General features: G+C 40.7%; 19 protein-coding genes. All 19 read right to left on the minus strand.

Annotated features, from left to right (window positions below; genetic code table 11):
- Positions 1 to 2: 2 nt before the first annotated feature.
- Positions 3 to 794 (minus strand): hypothetical protein, encoded by a 792-nt coding sequence (locus tag Q1B03_RS05795; protein ID WP_299739130.1) that lies wholly within the window; start codon positions 792 to 794, stop codon positions 3 to 5.
- Positions 795 to 1,407: 613 nt separating this feature from the next.
- A complete protein-coding gene (locus tag Q1B03_RS05800; protein ID WP_299739131.1) occupies positions 1,408 to 2,094 on the minus strand; it encodes a hypothetical protein in 687 nt (228 codons plus the stop codon).
- A gap of 584 nt (positions 2,095 to 2,678) precedes the next feature.
- A complete protein-coding gene (locus tag Q1B03_RS05805) occupies positions 2,679 to 3,290 on the minus strand; it encodes a hypothetical protein (protein WP_299739134.1) in 612 nt (203 codons plus the stop codon).
- A gap of 298 nt (positions 3,291 to 3,588) precedes the next feature.
- A complete protein-coding gene (locus Q1B03_RS05810; protein ID WP_299739136.1) occupies positions 3,589 to 4,257 on the minus strand; it encodes a hypothetical protein in 669 nt (222 codons plus the stop codon).
- Positions 4,254 to 4,631, minus strand: a complete 378-nt coding sequence (locus Q1B03_RS05815) for a hypothetical protein (protein ID WP_299739137.1) — start codon at positions 4,629 to 4,631, stop codon at positions 4,254 to 4,256. Before Q1B03_RS05815 ends, Q1B03_RS05810 begins: the two co-directional genes overlap by 4 nt.
- Positions 4,632 to 5,013: 382 nt before the next feature.
- Positions 5,014 to 5,853: a hypothetical protein gene (locus Q1B03_RS05820; protein WP_299739139.1), complete on the minus strand. Its 840-nt coding sequence runs from the start codon at positions 5,851 to 5,853 to the stop codon at positions 5,014 to 5,016.
- Positions 5,854 to 6,104: 251 nt separating this feature from the next.
- Positions 6,105 to 6,761 (minus strand): SLATT domain-containing protein, encoded by a 657-nt coding sequence (locus Q1B03_RS05825; protein ID WP_299739141.1) that lies wholly within the window; start codon positions 6,759 to 6,761, stop codon positions 6,105 to 6,107.
- A gap of 59 nt (positions 6,762 to 6,820) precedes the next feature.
- Positions 6,821 to 7,960 (minus strand): restriction endonuclease, encoded by a 1,140-nt coding sequence (locus Q1B03_RS05830; RefSeq protein ID WP_299739143.1) that lies wholly within the window; start codon positions 7,958 to 7,960, stop codon positions 6,821 to 6,823.
- A gap of 270 nt (positions 7,961 to 8,230) precedes the next feature.
- Positions 8,231 to 9,085 carry a malate synthase gene (locus Q1B03_RS05835; protein WP_299739145.1) on the minus strand — a complete coding sequence of 285 codons (855 nt, stop codon included), beginning with the start codon at positions 9,083 to 9,085 and terminating at the stop codon, positions 8,231 to 8,233.
- A gap of 565 nt (positions 9,086 to 9,650) precedes the next feature.
- On the minus strand, positions 9,651 to 10,040 hold the full coding sequence (locus tag Q1B03_RS05840) for a hypothetical protein (protein WP_299739147.1): 390 nt from the start codon (positions 10,038 to 10,040) through the stop codon (positions 9,651 to 9,653).
- 324 nt (positions 10,041 to 10,364) lie between these two features.
- Positions 10,365 to 11,303: a ribose ABC transporter substrate-binding protein RbsB gene (rbsB, locus tag Q1B03_RS05845; RefSeq protein ID WP_299739149.1), complete on the minus strand. Its 939-nt coding sequence runs from the start codon at positions 11,301 to 11,303 to the stop codon at positions 10,365 to 10,367.
- A gap of 10 nt (positions 11,304 to 11,313) precedes the next feature.
- Positions 11,314 to 12,267 (minus strand): ribose ABC transporter permease RbsC, encoded by a 954-nt coding sequence (gene rbsC, locus Q1B03_RS05850; protein WP_299739151.1) that lies wholly within the window; start codon positions 12,265 to 12,267, stop codon positions 11,314 to 11,316.
- On the minus strand, positions 12,260 to 13,750 hold the full coding sequence (locus tag Q1B03_RS05855) for a sugar ABC transporter ATP-binding protein (protein WP_299739153.1): 1,491 nt from the start codon (positions 13,748 to 13,750) through the stop codon (positions 12,260 to 12,262). The genes rbsC and Q1B03_RS05855 overlap by 8 nt, the downstream gene beginning before the upstream one ends.
- Before the next feature lie 18 nt (positions 13,751 to 13,768).
- Positions 13,769 to 14,155: a D-ribose pyranase gene (gene rbsD / locus Q1B03_RS05860; protein ID WP_299739155.1), complete on the minus strand. Its 387-nt coding sequence runs from the start codon at positions 14,153 to 14,155 to the stop codon at positions 13,769 to 13,771.
- The gene (rbsK, locus tag Q1B03_RS05865) at positions 14,152 to 15,042 is read right to left on the minus strand and encodes a ribokinase (RefSeq protein WP_299739157.1); all 891 of its coding nucleotides are present in this window, start codon (positions 15,040 to 15,042) and stop codon (positions 14,152 to 14,154) included. The genes rbsD and rbsK overlap by 4 nt, the downstream gene beginning before the upstream one ends.
- 6 nt (positions 15,043 to 15,048) lie before the next feature.
- A complete protein-coding gene (locus tag Q1B03_RS05870; RefSeq protein ID WP_299739159.1) occupies positions 15,049 to 16,029 on the minus strand; it encodes a LacI family DNA-binding transcriptional regulator in 981 nt (326 codons plus the stop codon).
- A 426-nt stretch (positions 16,030 to 16,455) separates the two neighbouring features.
- Positions 16,456 to 16,824 (minus strand): hypothetical protein, encoded by a 369-nt coding sequence (locus Q1B03_RS05875; RefSeq protein ID WP_299739161.1) that lies wholly within the window; start codon positions 16,822 to 16,824, stop codon positions 16,456 to 16,458.
- A 336-nt stretch (positions 16,825 to 17,160) separates the two neighbouring features.
- Positions 17,161 to 18,357: a M20 family metallopeptidase gene (locus Q1B03_RS05880; protein ID WP_299739163.1), complete on the minus strand. Its 1,197-nt coding sequence runs from the start codon at positions 18,355 to 18,357 to the stop codon at positions 17,161 to 17,163.
- 12 nt (positions 18,358 to 18,369) lie between these two features.
- On the minus strand, positions 18,370 to 19,206 hold the full coding sequence (locus Q1B03_RS05885) for a MetQ/NlpA family ABC transporter substrate-binding protein (protein WP_299739165.1): 837 nt from the start codon (positions 19,204 to 19,206) through the stop codon (positions 18,370 to 18,372).
- Positions 19,207 to 19,214 lie beyond the last annotated feature (8 nt).

The raw sequence follows: 19,214 nt of genomic DNA on the forward strand, positions 1-19,214 counted from the left end.
AATTAATCTCCTTTAAATTGTTTAAGTATGTATGAGAAAAATGCTAACACTGCCCCTGAGAGACCTACAGTTAAAGTAAGTATCCAAAAACCCTTCCAATAACTAAATTCCATATAATGGGCAAAAACTCTTGCAAATAAGAACCAAAGAGCAATGAACCCAAGTATAGAAAGAAAAATACCAGCTCTTTTCTTTGGTTTAGAATATTTCTTTTTTAATTCCTTATATGACTCTTGATTTAAAAATTCTTTTCTCAATCCTTCTAAACTTGTATTCCAAGGTTTTTCAAAAAAATTGGTCTCTTCATCAGTTAAAAACTCTCTTAACTGATGAATTTGATTAGGGGGATTTTCTTGAATATGGTTAGAAGGCTTATTTAAATAATACAACATTAAGGTGGCAAATGTATCTCCTACCTTAATATCAATGCCATTTTCATCAATACTATGATTATGCACTGTAATTACTGAATGTCCTTGCCAAGTAGGGTCAAGGGTTGTTCCAATATGTCCTAATCCTTTTTTGACTAATTTAACTTTAGAATGGTATGTACCACCAATTTTATTAGAAACTCTTATTACTTCTTCTGTCACAATAACTGCTGAGTCATTAGGAGGAATAGTTATAACTCCATCTTTAACAATACTCTTTTTTGTCTTTAAAGACCATGCAAGATGGCTTGCTTTAAAGTTATATGTACTACCTTTAATCTTTTGAGTATCCAAGGGATAAATGTAAATGTTTTTTGCTTTACTCAATTCAAATTCTATGTCTACATTGCTCAAAACTGTCAAGTTGTTCACCTCCACAATAATTATATAGTACCTATTCTATCTTTATGTAGAAATACCTGTTTTTTGTTATTTTTTGTTATAAATATTATTGTTGAAAAATTGACCATTCCTTAAACCGTTTGTAAAATCAAGCTTAAATTAAGGATGTACTGTAACTATTTGATTTGATGAAGAGTGGACAAAGAATGAATTTCTTGTCTATTAATTTTAATTACACCAGGATTCACAAATATGGAACGGTCCTCTATAATGGTATCTTATCAAAGTCTCTTGGTCTTTGAGTCTACTATTAATTCTCTCCATCTATCTTTTATTAATTGAAGATTCTCCCACTATTTTTCTCGTGTAATTCCCCAGCCCAACAGAACCCAGGGATGTGATTCCAATTCGTCCTGAGAAGCTAAAAACCCATCTAAAAAATTAGGGTCTGACCCCCGATACATTAATGCTTCACTGGACCGAGGGTCTGACCCTTTTATTGTAGTTTCTGTACGTAATAAAATTAAGCGAAAATATCGGGGTCTAACCCTATGTACATTAACGCTTCACCCTGACAAAAGATCTAAAACAAATTATTTATTAGAAGAGTTTAATGATATCAGTATTGAAAAATTTAATATTGCCCACCATTAATAAAATCCATTAACCAGCTTTTCGCAGTTTTTTTCCCACGTGGTAAAGGGTGATAATAAAGATATGGCTTTTTACCCTGTATACCCCTTATATGACTCGGAAGTTTTTCTTTAGCTGAAACGGCTAGTTCCTTTAAACCTGGAAGTACTCCCCAGGCAACAATTACTGGCTTTTGTTCAATTCCACTGCACAAAAATTTCCGTTCGTCTTCTCTTTTACCAAGAAAAATACTGTGTATTGTGTTGTCTAATTTTTTATATTCCCTTGCAAATTCCCGACTTTTTGTATTACGTATATCCGAAAGATTTAATACCCTCACATATCTCCAACCATAATGCTCCATTAGTCTCATTACCTGATACTGAGTAGAATCAGGCTTGGCTTTACGTGGTGAATTATTACTTATTTGAAATAGTAAATCAGGACTATTTATATCAAATTCCGGAATTTCATTCGATTCCCCTTGCTTCTTTCCTAATATAGGTTTAGAGTTTCCAGGATTCATCATTATAACAAAGGCTTCAGGATTAATAGAGGATATTTTACTCCCTTTCTGATATATATCTAAAAAATTCCTGCATTTAATTACATGACTATTAATTCTTAAATTAAAAAAGCTACCCGAAGCAGAGTATAACTTTTTTAATTCGCTGGAAGGAATAAACAAGAATATTACCCACTTTCGCTATTGATTATCTTATCAGATTAGTTTTGGAATCGATGACTAATTGTCTATTTCTGATCTTTTCCCTTATTTCATAAACTTTTTTCATATATATTCTTACAAATGTTTTCACAATACACTCTGATTCTACATTTAACAGAACATAATTTTATATATCACCATAAATATACATATAATTGGATTAAAAAGTAATATATTTGAATGATTACCTTATGAGAAAAATACATTGCCCTACACTTTGCCTAAGTCCTTTCTTTCATTCTAGCAGAAGAAAAACCCCTCCCGAAAAACTCACGAAAGGGGCGACCATTTCAAAAATTAGGGATCTGACCCCCAGTACAGGATGTTTCCAAAACGATTTTTGCATGTGCTTCAGGATTACCAAACTTCATATGCAGATTCAATTTCATTTGTTCTGTGGTTAGCTGTTCCTCGATGATCTCGCGTGTCGAGGGTCTGTCCCCATTACTCCTATATTTAATGGAACTGCAGTTTACAAAAGAAGTTCAACTCCGTTCATAAAGTGTTGAATTTAATAATTCTAAATCTTTAATCTCAAATAAATTTCACTCTTCGTACTCATTGAATAAATCTAGATTCATAATACCATATGAAATTTCTTTACCATCATACTGCATATTACATTCGTCTAAGAGTTCGTTGCATTCTTTGATAACTGTCTTTATGATCAAAGTGATAAGTCTTAGCTCTTCTTCCTGAAAATCTTTTTTGAAGGAGCTCTCTTTTTGATAGTTTGAATGAACATACCTGTAAGATACCGCTAGTTTTAGTAACCTTTGTGAAGCGAATTCACTCTTAACTAATATTTTGTCTATTATTCCTTGTTTATTAAATTCAGTTATAGCATTAGTTATTTCTTCTTCAGTCGCTTTTCCACCTTTTATAACTGTTTTAGTCATATGTATCTCTAGAAAAGGAAACTCCCTTAGATTAAAATCTATACCATGATATTTTCTTTTAAAATATCTTATATATTCTGATTGAATGGCTATCCCATAAATATGTAAATATAATTCTTTTAATTGTTCGTAATTATGTTTCCTTTTAAATTCCTTTTTGTCTTTTCTATTTGACAATACAGGTGTCACAAAAGTAACCACTAACGATACTATTCCAGCAATAATAGTTCCTAAGATAATATAAAACTCTTTGGGCACTTATCTATCCCCCTTAAATACAATATTTTACCCCTTTATAAATAAAGGAACATAACGTTGGTTAGATTGGAATTAACTTGATTAAATATATTCTACAGAATATATTTAATGATATTAGTTAAAGAACTATTTTTAGGTTTTTTCTAAATAATTTAGTAAAAAATACTTCTTTTAAACCAATTGTAACTAACTAAAAAAGTTGGTATTTAGTTTTAACAAGTAGCCAGGGTTGAGATTAAAGAAACACACTTACCATATAGTAGATAACTATTACTAAACTTACTTTAAATTAAAAAACTCATAAACTTCGAACTACTTTTTTAATTTTCTTTCTAAAATCGTGAACTAACAAAGTATTAGATGGTAACAACGTTTCATAATAGTCTATATTGTGATGCTTTAGTAATTGTTTTATATGAATATTATGTGAATTTGTAACAAAACCACCTTTTAAACGTATTTTATTCCTCCCTATATCCTTTGACACACCTAACCATTGTCTACCTAGTGATTTATCCAGTTTTGTACCAATATAATATTTACATTCAATCGCTAATGGAACATTTTCTGCTAAAATATTGTATTCAGAACATCTAGCATCATCAGCTTCTTCATAACTATATACCCCTACGTCAACTTCATGTATTATTTTAGATTTACCTTGTATTTGAATACCAAGATTCACCTCATAACATTTCCCTGTTGTTGTTTGATACATTTGTATAATTCCATACTCTTTATTTCCATAAAGGAAACCTGGTGACCCTCGAAATTTAAAGTTTAAAGGTGGATTATTTTCATTTCCATCTAAGATTATGGGTATCCATCTTTCATCAATAAATACATCTACAATTAAGGCTAAAAGATAAATTTCATAAAGTTTCTCGTCGTTCTTTTTAGGCTCCCATTTTTTGGGCCAGTCAGCTAAACTGGAAAACAAATTATCTATTTCATTTTCTAATGTCATAAATCGATACCATCCAATATGTTACTTTTGTCAAGCCATCCTTGCTTTCTCGCTTCAACTATTAGTCCTTTTAATGATTCCTCTGCACCAGAAAAAGAGCTTAAAATATTTTGAATTTCCTCCAGAGAAATATCGCTATTATTAAAATGAATGTAAGTTTCTGAAAGATCGTATCCTAACGTATTGAATGTATTCTTAATTTTATTTAACATAAGCTTTTGTTCTTTTGCTAAATTAATTTTGTTCATAATATTCATATAAAATGACTCTAAAACACTAGTTAGTAATTTACGAGCCTCATCATCGATCCTATTGGTATCCCACTGATTTGTCACCTTTCTTCTTAAGTACCTTCCCTGTTTATCAATAAGCATTCTAGACAAATCCTTGTATCTGTTCTTATTTGATTTAGTTCTTAATTTATCGATTATATCAAAAACTATACTTTCCAAAATAATCTCTTCTTTCCCATTAAAATTACTATTTAAGATTTGAAGCTTTATTAAGAGCAATTAGGTTGTATAATCCACACTTGTCGCAGCCTGCTCCATAGCCTTATGAACTTGGTTTTCTAACTCCTTTTTCACCGAAAAAACGGGGTAACAGCGCATTTGGATCTAATACACATTTTCAGCAGGCTTATAAGCCTTTATAACTTTTATTTTCTCTTTGACTACTATCTCTAATTTCTCTATAAAAGCATATAGGACCAAAACTATACCCGCAGAATTGATTTCCACTTTTATATTTATGCACTTATATTTTGTTATGAGTGAAGTAGTGTTTTAGTTGATAAATCTTTTTGCAATAAGCTATAAATACTTGCAAATTTGCATATACTTGGTCTCTTGACACCTTCGTACCACTTGGATGGCCAGCATCATTTCTATAATTTCGTATCATTTCAAATATTCCTAATAGCATTGTATCTAAACCATCAGTTATATCTCCCGGTAACTTTCCCTTAACTCCATTTAGATTTTTATAAAAGTGATCAAATTGCCGCTTGATTACTTTTCCTTGTGTCTCTTTAATAAATTTTTCTTTTCTGTCCGATTCTTGAAAGAAATTGCTAAATGCATCAATTAATATTAGTAGGGCTCTTTCCGAAGCACATCCTAGGGTAATGGTCGATGAAAGAAGTGCACCGATGTTGTATGTCTTTAGGCTTTCTTCAAGATATGTTAAGATTATTTGATCAATTTCAGGAATGTATAACTTTATTCTTTCTAAATAGCCACTTGGATCATGAGGAATTGGAGCCTCAGAATTAACAACCTCTATACCGTAGTCAGTGAGCTTCAACCAAGGCCAGGATGCATTATCAGCATTGATACCGATTGTAATAACCCTTTCAAAAACCAAATACCATATTATTTCTCTTACCTTATCTTGATCCACAGAGGATAATTGAAAAGATCCTCCATAATTGTAACTTCCTTTTGAGAGGTTTGTTATAAAACCTTTATTTACAGCAATGTTTGCAACTAGACGGCAAACACTCAAATATTGAGTTTGATTTTCAGTTTTAAAAGCTTCTAAAACTAATAACCGCATTTCGTCAAGAGACAAATTCAAGGTGGGAACTGTTTCCATTTCAATCACCTCACAAAAAATTTTTTAGCATTATTTTACCAGCAGTTTTTTTCTAGAATAGAAATAAGGGTATACTACTTTGCAAAATTATTCTCTTTTTAAGAGTAGTAGATTCTTCCTAGCACTTATTATAACCCCTTCCAAATAATAACCACATTCGCTTACACCAAATTAATTCCTAAATTTCGCCGTTACTTATAGTACAGTTCACCGCGAGGGATCTATATAAGGCTTTTAGTAATAGCCTCCATTCACCAAAAATTATTTAAACAGAACTCAATTAAAAATATGAGAACTAAAAGTAAAGGTACTGATAAAAATGCTATTACTCTTTTTAGATACTTCCATCTGTTAAAGATCTTTATTTTCTCATCAGCAGTTTTTACTTTTTCAGTGTTTTCTTCTTCTTCTCTTTTTACCGCTCTCCAATAATCAATATCATCATGGTTGTCAGATTGCGTAAGTAGTGAAGCATACCTATTTGAAAATTTCTTATAATCATCATTTACTATTACTAACTCTGACTCACCCTCTCTCGTATACGAAGTGTTAGCAAGTTGAATATCTGCAAGTAATCTTGTTAATTCCATATAGTTAGATTGAAATCTACCTACTTTTTCTCCAGCATTTTTTATGGATACATACATCGTAAATAGAGTAACAAAAACTGACATAACTAAAAGTAGAATCGAGAGCTTTTGATTACCGCTTGGATTCAAAGTATCCAAACCAAAAGCAAATCTGATTGAGACGACAGTAACAATAATAGAGTAAAATATCGTGATGAACCTGTAAAAATTATCATCTTCCTTATATCTTTTTGACGCTTCGATTCTTGAACTTCTAATTATCTTACTCCTTCTTTCTAACTCTTTCATTAGGCTATAAACATCAGTAACTTCCCTCAACGCAACGACCTCTTTTTAAAGATTTTTTAATATTTTGTTTATAACTTTTTATAGAATATTCATTCTCCTTCAAAATAAGAAAAATCCACTTCTTTCACAACAAACTTTTTCTTGTTACCAACCCCAATATTATTTTCGATCATCAACTTAGCTAATTTCCTACCATCAATGAGAACAATTTTCTTAACATCTACCAATCTTTCAACATATTCTTCTGCTGCCTTTGAAAAGTTAGATGTTGTAATAAAAATTCCTTTTTTGGCACCTTTAGCGTCTAATGCCCCTGAGAATCCAATCACTTCTGGACTTCCTACTGTATTTTCCCACCGTTTTCCTTGAACATAAATATTATCCAGGCCTAATTTGTCTTCTTTGATAATGCCGTCTAAACCACCATCATTGGTCCTTTTAGTAACTTCCCCATCACCATATCCCATTGAAGTTAATAACTCTACGACAATCGTTTCTAACCTTCGCCAATGGGCTTGTTTAAGGTGATCGATTAAATCTTTTATTAAATCGGACTCAATTTCTTCAACTTTCTCTTGAATGGTTTCAAAAGGATCAACAACTTTTTCAAGTTCCTCAATTTCATCTTCTTTTTCTTTAGAATTATCATGGAGAAGTTCTAAACCTTCTTCTGTGATTTGATATGTATATTTACTTACCTCTTCGATATAATCTTCTTTCTTGAGTGAGTATCTTGCTGACCTCATTCTATTGGCAAAAATAAACTCTTTACCATCGGAATAGGTGATGTTTAATTGCTCCTCTGATAATCCAAGTTGATCAATAACTCCGTCGTTTATCATAGTCGTGGTATAAGGTTTTTTATCCCTAAGAACATTTAATAAGGGAATTAAAAGTTCCTTATGAGCAGGAAGAGAATTAGCAATTTCCTTGTCATGATACTTAACAGATATATTGTTTGTTATTAAATCAGTGGTTTCTTGTTCTGTTTTTGGAATGCCACTCTTTTTAAATATCTCCAAAATTTCGTTCTTTGTAAGACCATTTTCGCTTAAGAATTTTATTTTAGATAAAACATCAAATGACTCATCACTAAAAAACTTCTTTCTGCCATCTTTCTTCACTGGAATAAACTCTGAAAAATATTTTATCCACCATCCACCATTGGCTTCTGACCACCCTACTTTTTTTGATAAAGCAATTTGAGTCATATAAAATGGGTTTTTCATGATATAACACCCTCAGAACATTTTAGTTATATTTTACCATAAAAATAGTTGTTATTAGTAAATTAGTAAATTTCAAGAAGTTATATCTTGATCAAGTTGCTCCGCTTCCAGTTAGCGAGAGTAAAAACGGGGTCTGACCCCAATATCACCAAATAAGGTGTCCAAAAACCACTAAAAGGGACAAGGCGGCCGCCTTGTCCCTGTTTAACACTATTCGCAGTGAACCTAACACTCTCTCACCTTATGTGCCAGTTCCCCCGCTTTTCTTATCTAAGCACGCAATAATGCTCCATTTGGTTCTTTTAACTCCTTCTCTACTATTTGATTCATCTTAGAGAAGTGGTCCAGAAATTGTTGTGCCAGCTCTTGTTCCTCCGTGTCACTTTTCAATAAAACGATGTCGCGCAGAATCTGAGCCATCCATGAATTATCGAAATATCGGTACTTGCCTGAGTTCCATGTCGTTTGTTGAGGGGATTTTTCATTGACATAGTACTTCCAGAAAGGCATCTGCTTCGATTCCTCGTCTGTCAGTTGGAGTCTGTAATGGGAATGGGCAGGAATATTTCCATCTTCACAAAATTTACCGATGAAATGATCCTTCACCATATATACACCTAAGATCCGTCTGTCTTTTTCAGGCATGCCTGGATCGACTGCTGTCAGCAGGACCGCACTGTTTTGGTGTAAGCGACTGGGCTTGTTTGGCTTACCCTTATTCGTACCACTTTTTATTTCACCAGAGGAAACCGTCCAATCTGAAAAGGAGCTGTTCTGTTCTTCTGTATCGCACCTGTAAACCATCTGCGATTCGGGATGAAGTTTATGATTTTTCATACTTTTTTCATGCCCCACTCGAAGCTCCTGGTTTCTTCTTTGCCGTGCCTTTTCCTCTTCTTTCTGCATTTCTTCCTCTTTGAGTTCCATTTCCTGCTCGTGTAAAATTTTTTCAAGTGAATTGGCAGCACTTTTATCATGCAGTTTCAAGTGCTGTCCAAATGCATCCGGGTAAACAAATTTTTTATTTTCCGAGGCGAAATGGATTTCAACTACCGTATCATTATGATTCACGATGCTTCCCATACCAAACCGCTCATGTGTAACTTTCTTATTGATTAAATTCAATATATTAGTCCTCCTTGTATAAACACTCGGGTACTATTGCATAAAAAGCTCACAAAAACTGTTTGAATTCCCTTCGGAATAAATAAGATGGATAACTAAACGTTCAATGTAAAAAATCACCAGATAATAATCATACCATTTTATTGATAAGAATACAACTTTCGTGTTGACAAACCATTTTATTGAGAGGTAAAATGAAATTTTGTTCAAATCTTGATGATTGGTACAAGAGTGCTTTTTTGGTTTTTCTCCGGTTAAATGGGGATGGATCCAACTTGATTTTTTGCATTAATCTGGAAAATCGCACTTTCAAACTAATGATAAATATATAGACCTGAACTCTCCTCTTCACCTAGTAGAAAATACTCTCTTCCAAGTGTTCGAACCAGAGCTCCTCCGTATCAACTACTCAAACATCATGATTACATCCATCCTGATAACCAAATGTCCAATCAGCGCATCCACCCTATCTACACCCTTAGCGTCTCTATGTTGGTGGTGTTCTCTAGTATCTATTCTTTCTCTAAGATCTTAAGTCTGTTTGCAGGTTCTCTCCGCACCCGATTCATATGCTTTTCGCCGCACGAAGACAATCCGGAATCAGCTTTATTATCAAGCTGGTCGATCCCAGAATCCTTACATCTCTTTTAACAGAAATCCTCATCCAATAGAAATAATCCGCACAAGCGAAACCATTCATCGGTTTAAACTTAAACACATCTTCATACTCATGCTTCTCCGACTCCAACCTCTTACAAAAAGTACTCATTCTCACTTTTAAAAACAGGTCCTCTCGAATCTTCCCAATGGACCGAATATAATGCCCTTCACCGAGCACCACACACCCTAACTGAACTCCGCCCTCATACATGGCATTCAACAGAATCCACAGATACAGGTAATAAAATGTACTCAAATCAAATATCCATTTATTTAAATTTCTCCATCTACTCATTTGATTCACTCCTGATTCAATCTGTATTCAACCCTTATATAGTAAGATTGGCTGGGAGAGGATACCCCTTAGATAAATTTTCTTTTTAAAATATGTTGTTATTAAGTAGAGGAAGGCTAAACGCTAGAAGTAGAGGAGAAAATGAAGAGCAGGTTTGTTATCTTAAAGATGCTTTTGGCTTAATCATCTGAAAAACAGGGCGATCCCCAACTCATTTGGAGCAAACGCAAACAAGAAAAGCTAAATTCGTTTCTCCACTCCTTTTATCAACAAAGAAAAAAACCTCATTCGTACAAATGCACGAATGAGGTTTACCACCACAATTTATTCTGAAGAGTCTTCTATATTCTCCTCCGTCACCAATTTTAACGGAACCGGAATCTTCTCTTTCACTTTCTTCCCTCGCAACACATCAGCCCCAGCCTGCACGGCCAACGAACCAATCTTCTCAGGCTGCTGAGCAACCGTCGCAGAAAGATTACCATTACGGATACTAGTCATAGCATCTTCATTTCCATCAAATCCAACGACGAGAACGTCACGACCGGAACTCTGGATCGCCTGCAGTGCTCCCAATGCCATTTCATCATTATGAGCAAACACGGCTTTGATGTCTGGATTCCCTTGAATCAAGTTCTCCATCGTATTCAGTCCCTCGGTACGATCGAAGTTTGCCGTCTGTTTGGCCACGACATCTAGCTTTTCATCCGCGATGTTGTGAAATCCGGCTCCACGCTCACGTGTGGCAGATGCTCCAGGGACTCCTTCGAGTTCTGCAACCTTGGCACCTTCACCAAGCTGTTTGACGAGGTATTCTCCGGCCATTTCGCCGCCCTTTTCGTTATCGGAGCTGACGAGTGTGGCGACGTCTCCTTTTTCCGCTGAGCGGTCAAGGGTGACGACCGGAATACCCAGGCTGTTGGCGGATTGTACGGCAGTAGAGATGGCCGCTGAATCCGTCGGGTTGATGAGTAAGACGTTGACTCCCTGCTGGATGAGGTCTTCTACGTCATTGATTTGCTTGGCTGCGTCGTTCTGGGCATCGACGACGACGACTTCCATGCCTTGTTTCTTTGCTTCATCTTCTACCCCGTTTTTCATGGAGACGAAGAATGGGTTATTTAGGGTTGAAACGGATAGTCCGATTTTGATGTCTTCAGGGTTCGAGCTTTTATTTGGCTTCGCCCATTCCGGCGGCTGCAGGGAGCAGGCGCCTAGGAATAGGAGTGATAGACTGATTAGTAGTAACCATGCTTTTTTCATAGTATCCCTCCTACGCTGCTTTCTTTCGGTCGATGAGAACGGCGATGATGATGACGACACCCTTTACGACCATTTGGAAGAAGGATGAGACGCCGAGCAGGTTCAGACCGTTGTTTAACGTTCCGATGATGAGTGCACCGAATAGTGTTCCGACGATCAGTCCGCGTCCGCCTGAAAGGCTTGTCCCGCCTAGGACGACGGCGGCGATGGCATCGAGTTCATAGGACGTACCTGCTGTCGGCTGGGCTGAATTCAGGCGTGACGTGAGGATCGCTCCTGCGAGTGCTGCCAGTAAGCCGGCCAGGGAGTAGATCATCACTTTGATGCGTGGTACTTTGATCCCTGAGATGAGGGCTGCTTTTTCATTTCCACCGATGGCATACGTTTTTCGGCCGAACGGGGTTTTGTGCAGGATCACCCATAGGATGGCGAACGTCAGGATCATCGTGACCGCAGGTACTGGGATTCCAAGGAAGTATCCTCTTCCGAATAGTTGGAAGGCATAGCTGTCACCAAGACCTGTGATTGGGTTTCCGTCTGTGTACACAAGCGTCAAACCGCGGAACATCGTCATCGTTGCGAGTGTGGCGATGAATGGTGCCATTTTTCCTTTTGTGATCAATAATCCGTTGACCATTCCCATTGAGGCTCCGAGAATACAGCCGATCAAGATCGCAAGGATCGGGTCGATTCCCGATACCATCATCCCTGCCATAAGGGCACTGGATAAGGCGAGGATCGAGCCGACGGATAAGTCAATTCCTCCGGTCAAAATGACGAAGGTCATCCCGTAGGCAATCAGGGCGTTGATCGCGACCTGTCGTAATAGATTCAATAAGTTCAAGGGTTCTAGAAAACTAGGGTTGATGATGGATACGGTCGCAATCAGCACAAACAGTCCGAGTAGCGGACCGAGCTTCTGCATCAGATTGCCGACGTGATTCGTTTTGAGTGCGTTATTCATGTGCGTGACCTCCTGTCGCCAATGTCATGATTTTTTCCTGTGTGGCGTCTTCTTTTGATAGCTCTCCTGCGATGGTCCCTTCATGGACGACGAGGATGCGGTCGCTCATGCCGAGTACTTCCGGCAGCTCGGATGATACCATCACGATTGCGACGCCCCGGTCGGTGAGCTCGTTCATCAGTTGATAGATTTCCCGTTTCGCGCCGACATCGACTCCCCTTGTTGGTTCGTCGAGGATGAGCACTTTCGGACCGATCCCGATCCATTTGGCGATGACCACTTTCTGCTGATTTCCGCCGGACAGATTCTTTGCGTGGGTCCGGGCTGATTCAGTTTTGATCGTCAGCCGTTTGATGAGCATTTCCACAAAGTCCTGCTCGCTTTTATCGTTGATCAAGCCTTTCTTTGTGAAGCTGTAGAGGCTTGGAAGAGCGATATTATCCTTCAGGGAAAAGTCGAGGACGAGTCCTTCATCCTTCCGATCCTCGGTGATGAATCCAAGACCGAGCTTCACCGCTTGATCTGGTGTTTTAATGGTGACCGTTTTCCCGTTCACCAGGATTTCACCTTCATAACGGCCGTCGAGTCCGAAGATGGTGCGCATGATTTCTGTTCGGCCTGCCCCCATCAATCCTGATACCCCAACGATTTCGCCTGAACGTACTTCGAAGCTCACTTTTTCAAACAGTCCCTTCTTCGTCAGGTTCCTGACTTCAAGCATCGTTTCGCCTGGCTTTGGCTGGCGTTTTGGAAAGCGGTCCGTCAGTTCACGTCCGACCATTTTCTTCACGACCTCATCGAAGTTGGTTTCAGGGATCGGTGTCGTATCCACCGTGCGTCCGTCCCGCATGACTGTGATCGTGTCACAAATCGTGAAGATCTCTTCCATCCGGTGGGAGATGTATACAATCGACACGCCGGCTTTTTTTAACGAACGGATGACGGTGAAGAGTGTCTCGATTTCCCGGTCCGTCAAGGCCGCCGTCGGCTCGTCCATGATGATGACTTTCGCATCCGTCATAAGGGCTTTGGCAATTTCGATCATCTGCTGCTGACCGACCGAGCACTGTCCCGCTTCTTTTGTGAGAGGGATGGAAATGTTCAGCTTTTCAAACTGCTCATTCGCAACCGCTTTCATTTTTCTCGTATTGATGAGACCGAATTGTGTAACCGGTTCCTTATTGATGAACAGATTCTCAAGGACGGTCATCTCCGGCCAGACGTTCAGTTCCTGATGGATGAAGGCAACGCCGAATTCCTCGGCCTGCTTCGGATTATCGAAAGTCATGTCCTTCCCGTCGATGGTGATTGTTCCCTGATCCTTCTTATGAAGACCCGTCAGGATGTTCATCAGGGTCGACTTTCCGGCACCGTTTTCTCCCATCAGGGCATGGACTTCACCTTCCCCGATCTCGATGTCCACGCCTTCTAGAACCTGATTCGTTCCAAATGCTTTATGGATATTCTTCATGCTGATCTGCATGCTACTACCCCCTTTGTTTTAAAAAATGACTCCCGCGTGAAGGATGCAATTCGCGTACGGAGTGACTTCCCCCGTGCGGATGACGGCCTTCGCCTTATGGGTTTCGTTCTTGAAGTCTTCATGGGATACATACTGGATCCCATGAAACCATGAGGTCATTTGCTCGTGGACCCCTTTATTTGTTTCTACTTCTTCTGCAAGTGTGACAGATTCGACGACCATTTCTTCCTTCAACAGCTCGACTACGTCAAGGAAGGACGGCTCTCCCGGTTTCAATGCCAGGTCGATTTTCACGACGTCTGACGGAATCGGGAGACCGGCATCGGCCACGACGATCGTATCAGTGTGACCGAAATCGGCTAGTATTTTTGCAATGTGACTGTTCAAGATGCCATGTCGTTTCATTCTGCCAGCTTCCTTTCCACTTCGTCTCTTGTCGGCATTCCGCCCTGTGCCCCGAATCCAGTCACGGAAAGGGATGCGGCGCGGTTTGCGAATCGGAGGCTTTCTTCCATTGTTTGTCCTTCAGCAACTGCCGTTCCGAATGCGGCGTTGAAGGTATCGCCTGCTCCAGTCGTATCAACGACTTCGACTTTAAAGGAAGGAACCATGATTTCCTTTGTTCCATCATGGTAGCGGACTCCGGCTGCTCCTTCGGTGATGATGACTTTGTCAGGATATTGTTTCAGTGCTTCTGACGGATTCATTCCGTTAAAGAGTACATCTGCTTCATGTTCATTCGGTGTCAGATATCTGGCTCCATCGATGACTTTTTGTGAAATCTTCCGTGCCGGAGCCGGGTTCAGTAGCAGTGGGACTTCAATCTTGTTGCACAGGTCTGCCACGTACTCAACGGTTTCCTCTGGGATTTCCTGCTGGATCATGATGAGATCGCATGTTTTGAGGAAATCTGCTGTTTTCTCGACGTACTCAGGAGTCACAAGATCATTGGCCCCTTTGACGACGACAATGCTGTTGTCCCCTTCAGCGAGGATGATATGAGCGGTTCCGGATTTCTCACCTGTAACCGGTTCCACATATTCGGTATGAACACCGTTGCTCTTGAAGTTTTCCAAAATCTCTTGGCCGTAAGGATCGTCGCCTACGCATCCGATCATGTACACGTCAGCCCCAAGCCTTGCTGCTGCAACGGCCTGGTTGGCTCCTTTCCCACCGGGCACCGTGTCAAAGCTGTCGCCCAGTACCGTTTCCCCTGCACCGGGGCGTTTCGCTGATGTGACCACCAGATCCATGGATGAGCTGCCAATCACGGCAATCTTCGCTTTTTTCATCTTCCTTCATCCCTTTCGTGTTGTGTTTCTCTGTATGAGTTCAACCGGAAGCTGAACCGTTGTATCGATGTCTTGTTCTTTTTTTATCAGTTTAATCAGAAGTGCCGCGGCCTGCCTGCCCATTTCGTAAGCCGGCTGCCTGATCGTCGAGAGCGCCGGATAGGAAAGGCTGCTCTGGGGGATGTCATCATAGCCGATGATCTGTACGTCTTCCGGGATCTTCTTCCCGAGCCTCAAGGCCTCATGGAGAATCGCGATCCCGACGATATCATTGCTCGCGATGACCCCGTCCGTATCAGGGTAGTCGGCGAACAATTCCTCCGCCCAGCCCTTTGCGTCTTCAAAGGAGAACGAGGTCGTACTCATCACGGTGAAGTCGACGTCCGTCCCGCTTAGGTACTCGACGGCTCCACGGAATCGGTCCTGTGCCGGCTTGACGTGTGCCGGTCCCTTCATGACGGTGATCCGCTTCGCCCCTTTTTCAACCAGGGTCTTTGCCGCCAGGCGCCCTCCTTTGCGGCCGTCCGCATAGACAGCCGGATAGTTGTCCGTGGTCCGGTCAAGGAGGACGAGTGGGAGATTCAATTCACTATACAGCTGATCATGCTCCACATGATTGGTAGCGGAAATCATCCCGACGACATTGTTCTGAACGAAGGTCTGGATATAATCCAGTTCCTTCTGGATGTTCTCGTCACTGTTACCAAGGAGGAGCCTGAACCCTGCCTCACTCACTTCATCCTCGACCCCTCTCGCCAGCTGCGGGAAGTACGGGTTCGTGATATCCGGAAGCAGCAGTCCGATCAGCCTCGACTCCCGTTTATAGAGGGAGCGCGCCACCTCGTTCGGGCTATAATTCAGCTTCTCGATCGCCCCCATCACTTTCTTCCTCGTCTCGACTCCTACATAGCCGTTATCATTCAGCACCCTGGAGACCGTCGCCACCGACACCCCCGCTTCACTCGCCACATCCTTAATTGTTGCCACGTGCGTCACTTCCTGTTCGTTTGGTTGGTTTATGTGTAACCGGTTACACATAAAATAACACATATTTGTAACCGGTTGCAATAGTTTAATCCTAAAACTTATTGACCAGTTCAAAGGATGAAATTTTGAATTCATGAACTAAGAGCTAGTGTACCTGTTATATCAGCAGGCGATCCAAAGTTTTGGAATCTATAAAGAGCAATAGCTATATATCAGTCTATCATGATATACCATTTGAACCCATAAATGGTAGCCAGTAAAAAAAAGACTCTTCAAGTGACGAGTCTTTTTCTTTGTCTTAGAATTAGTAAACATGTGAGTGAACTATTATCCTTAGAAGTCCTCTATACTGAATATGGACTAAGATACGTAAAGATGGTCGGCGAAATGACTGTTCCGTTCTGATTTAAAGATCCAGTTCTAAAGTTACCTTTCTTTTTTGTAGGGAGTAACTTGTATTTTCTCTACCTCCCATTTAAGACCTTGTTTCTTTAAATAAAAGTCAGCACGACCTTCATAAATTGCTTTTATACCCTTTTTTTTATCGTTTTGAATGATTTCGATCGTTACTGTAACAATATTGGGTCTACTAGGAAAATCACTTACAATTAAATTTGGATTCTCTAAATTTCGCTCTTTGGAATACTCAAAAAAGTATTGAAGTTTTTTTTGATTCTCATTTGAGATTTCTTCGACTTCCTTGTTTTCCTGGACATCCTCCATGATATTGGTTACTACTTTTTTTGGTGATTGATTTACTATATTATAAACAAAAATCAGTATGGTAAATCCCACAAGAATGAAACCTATTACGAGAAACGACTTTTTGTTTAGAGTCAATAGTAACGATCCTTTCGTGTAAAATATAGTTCGTTTCTTACGCTGTTAGCAAATTGTAAACGGGATTAGGAAGAATAGGGTCAGACCCCCGGTTCATTAATGCTTCATCGTGCCGAGGGTCTGACCCCAATATGCTCCAATGTTATTCTCCTTTCTTGGGTTTCTACGATACAATCTCTCATTTATTCAATATCCTTCTAGTGTTTTTGTTAAACATTGGAACATTCTCCATGAAACACCGCATATCTTTCACACAAAAAAGACAGCCCTGATTTGGCTGTCTTTTCATCTTTATTTACTTGTACCGAACTCTTTCCATATTCCCTCTAAAAGCTGCTTATCCGTCAGCAGTTCATATCCCGTGAGCGCAAGTGCCTTTGCCCCGATCACAAGGGCACGGTCACCCTCGATGGATTTAGCCGCTTCCCTGAATTCGTTCGTGTGGACGACGAGGGATTCGGGGCCGATTTTGATGTAGGGGTGGATGGTCGGGACCACCCGGCTGACGTTACCGGCATCGGAGGAACCGAGTCCCTTTCGTTCTGTATCGTCGAAGTATTCCCCCAGTGACTCGATGGAGCGCTGGAATACTTGATCGAAACGGCGGTTGAGCTGAAAGTGATCGACTTCATTTTGGATTTTGATGACATTCAGTTCCGTCCCTGTGGCAAGTGCCGATCCCTCAGCGATCGCTTTCACTTTCTTCGTGACTTCATTGCACGCTTCCCTGGTTGCAGCGCGTATATAGAAGCGGGCTTTTGCATAGTCAGGGACGATGTTGGGCGCGTCCCCGCCGTGGGTGATGATGCCGTGGATCCGGACATCATCGGTCACGTGCTGGCGAAGGGCGTTAATGCCGTTGAACAGCTGGATCACACCGTCGAGGGCATTGATGCCGTCTTCAGGGGAAGCTGCCGCATGGGCAGACCTTCCTTTGAATTCGAAATCAAGGGGGTCCACCGCAAGGGTTTTCCCTGTCTGCGTTGTCCTGTTGAACGGATGAACCATCATGCAGGCGTCCACTCCTTCGAACAAGCCTGCCTTTACAAAACTGCCCTTCGCACTTCCGTTCGGGCCGCCTTCCTCGGCAGGAGTCCCGAACACCACCACTTCCCCTCCTGTTTCATCGAGTACGGACGACAGGGCGATGGCCGCCCCGCAGCTTGCCGTCCCGATGATATTGTGACCACAGGCGTGACCGAGTCCAGGCAGGGCGTCATATTCAGCCAGGTAGCCGATGACCGGCCCTTCTTTTCCTGAATGTTTGCGTGCCACAAAGGAAGTCTCATGGCCCGCCACTCCCCGTTCAATGGAGAATCCGTTGGCTGCAAGGAGGGTGGTCAAGGTCTCTGAAGCAAAGAACTCTTCGTTACCGATTTCAGGATTGTCGTGGATCTGATGGCTGGTCGACACGAGTTTCACAGCCAGTTGATCCACTGCCGAGAGGATGTTGTTCTTACGATGGGCAATCGCTGCTGGTTGACTCATCTCTTTTCCCTCCTAATGCAATTCACTGACCGGCACGAATGTCGGGATCAGGGAATCTTTATATGTTTTCTTGATATGTTCCGCTACGTCATCTTCCTGGTAGAGATCAACAATCTTTTTATAGGTCTTATTGTCTTTATCTTTTTCCTGCGCTGCGATGATATTGATGAACGGCTTAGACTCCGCCCCTTCGATATAGATGCTGTCATCAACCGGTACGAACCCTGCTTCAACAGCCACGCCATTATTGATGATCGATGCCGCAACATCCGGGAGTACCCTCGGTGTCTGGGCAGCGACGACCGGTGTGAATTCAAGGTTTTTCGGGTTTTCTTTAATGGCTTCGAGACCCTGTGACTGATCAAATCCTTCTTTCAGTTGTATCAAACCTGCTTCCTCCAATAGGAGAAGGGCGCGGCCAAGGTTCGTTGCCTCTTGAGGAACGGCTACTTTACTGCCTTTCGGTAAGTCTTCTACCGATTTATATTTTTCCGAATAGATTCCCATCGGCGCGATGATCGTCGAGCCGATCGGTACAAGGTCCAGATTATGTTCTTCAACGAATGAATCAAAATACGAAATCGTCTGGAAGGCGTTCAGGTCGATATCCCCATCGGCCAGCGCCTGGTTCGGTCTCACGTAATCGGCAAACTCCACAATCTCGATTTCAATCCCTTCCTTCGCTGCTTTCTCCTTCATATACTCCCAAATCGGCACCCCAGATCCATTCACTCCGACTTTAACGACTTCTTTTTCACCTGAGCCGGATGCACTGTCTCCCGAGCAGCCGCTCAATATAAGGGTGATTAATAGAATGGCGATACTTGCCAGGCTGATTGATTTTTTCATATTCCTCT

The sequence above is a fragment of the uncultured Rossellomorea sp. genome (assembly GCF_947488365.1).
Taxonomy (GTDB): domain Bacteria; phylum Bacillota; class Bacilli; order Bacillales; family Bacillaceae_B; genus Rossellomorea.

Excerpts from the sequence above, each read along its gene's own strand:
- Q1B03_RS05810 (WP_299739136.1), bottom strand. The coding sequence starts at position 4,257 with ATGACATTAGAAAATGAAATAGATAATTTGTTTTCCAGTTTAGCTGAC.
- Q1B03_RS05815 (WP_299739137.1), bottom strand. The coding sequence starts at position 4,631 with ATGCTTATTGATAAACAGGGAAGGTACTTAAGAAGAAAGGTGACAAAT.
- Q1B03_RS05820 (WP_299739139.1), bottom strand. The coding sequence starts at position 5,853 with ATGGAAACAGTTCCCACCTTGAATTTGTCTCTTGACGAAATGCGGTTA.
- Q1B03_RS05830 (WP_299739143.1), bottom strand. The coding sequence starts at position 7,960 with ATGAAAAACCCATTTTATATGACTCAAATTGCTTTATCAAAAAAAGTA.
- Q1B03_RS05840 (WP_299739147.1), bottom strand. The coding sequence starts at position 10,040 with ATGAGTAGATGGAGAAATTTAAATAAATGGATATTTGATTTGAGTACA.
- rbsB (WP_299739149.1), bottom strand. The coding sequence starts at position 11,303 with ATGAAAAAAGCATGGTTACTACTAATCAGTCTATCACTCCTATTCCTA.
- rbsC (WP_299739151.1), bottom strand. The coding sequence starts at position 12,267 with ATGAATAACGCACTCAAAACGAATCACGTCGGCAATCTGATGCAGAAG.
- Q1B03_RS05855 (WP_299739153.1), bottom strand. The coding sequence starts at position 13,750 with ATGCAGATCAGCATGAAGAATATCCATAAAGCATTTGGAACGAATCAG.
- rbsD (WP_299739155.1), bottom strand. The coding sequence starts at position 14,155 with ATGAAACGACATGGCATCTTGAACAGTCACATTGCAAAAATACTAGCC.
- rbsK (WP_299739157.1), bottom strand. The coding sequence starts at position 15,042 with ATGAAAAAAGCGAAGATTGCCGTGATTGGCAGCTCATCCATGGATCTG.
- Q1B03_RS05880 (WP_299739163.1), bottom strand. The coding sequence starts at position 18,357 with ATGAGTCAACCAGCAGCGATTGCCCATCGTAAGAACAACATCCTCTCG.
- Q1B03_RS05885 (WP_299739165.1), bottom strand. The coding sequence starts at position 19,206 with ATGAAAAAATCAATCAGCCTGGCAAGTATCGCCATTCTATTAATCACC.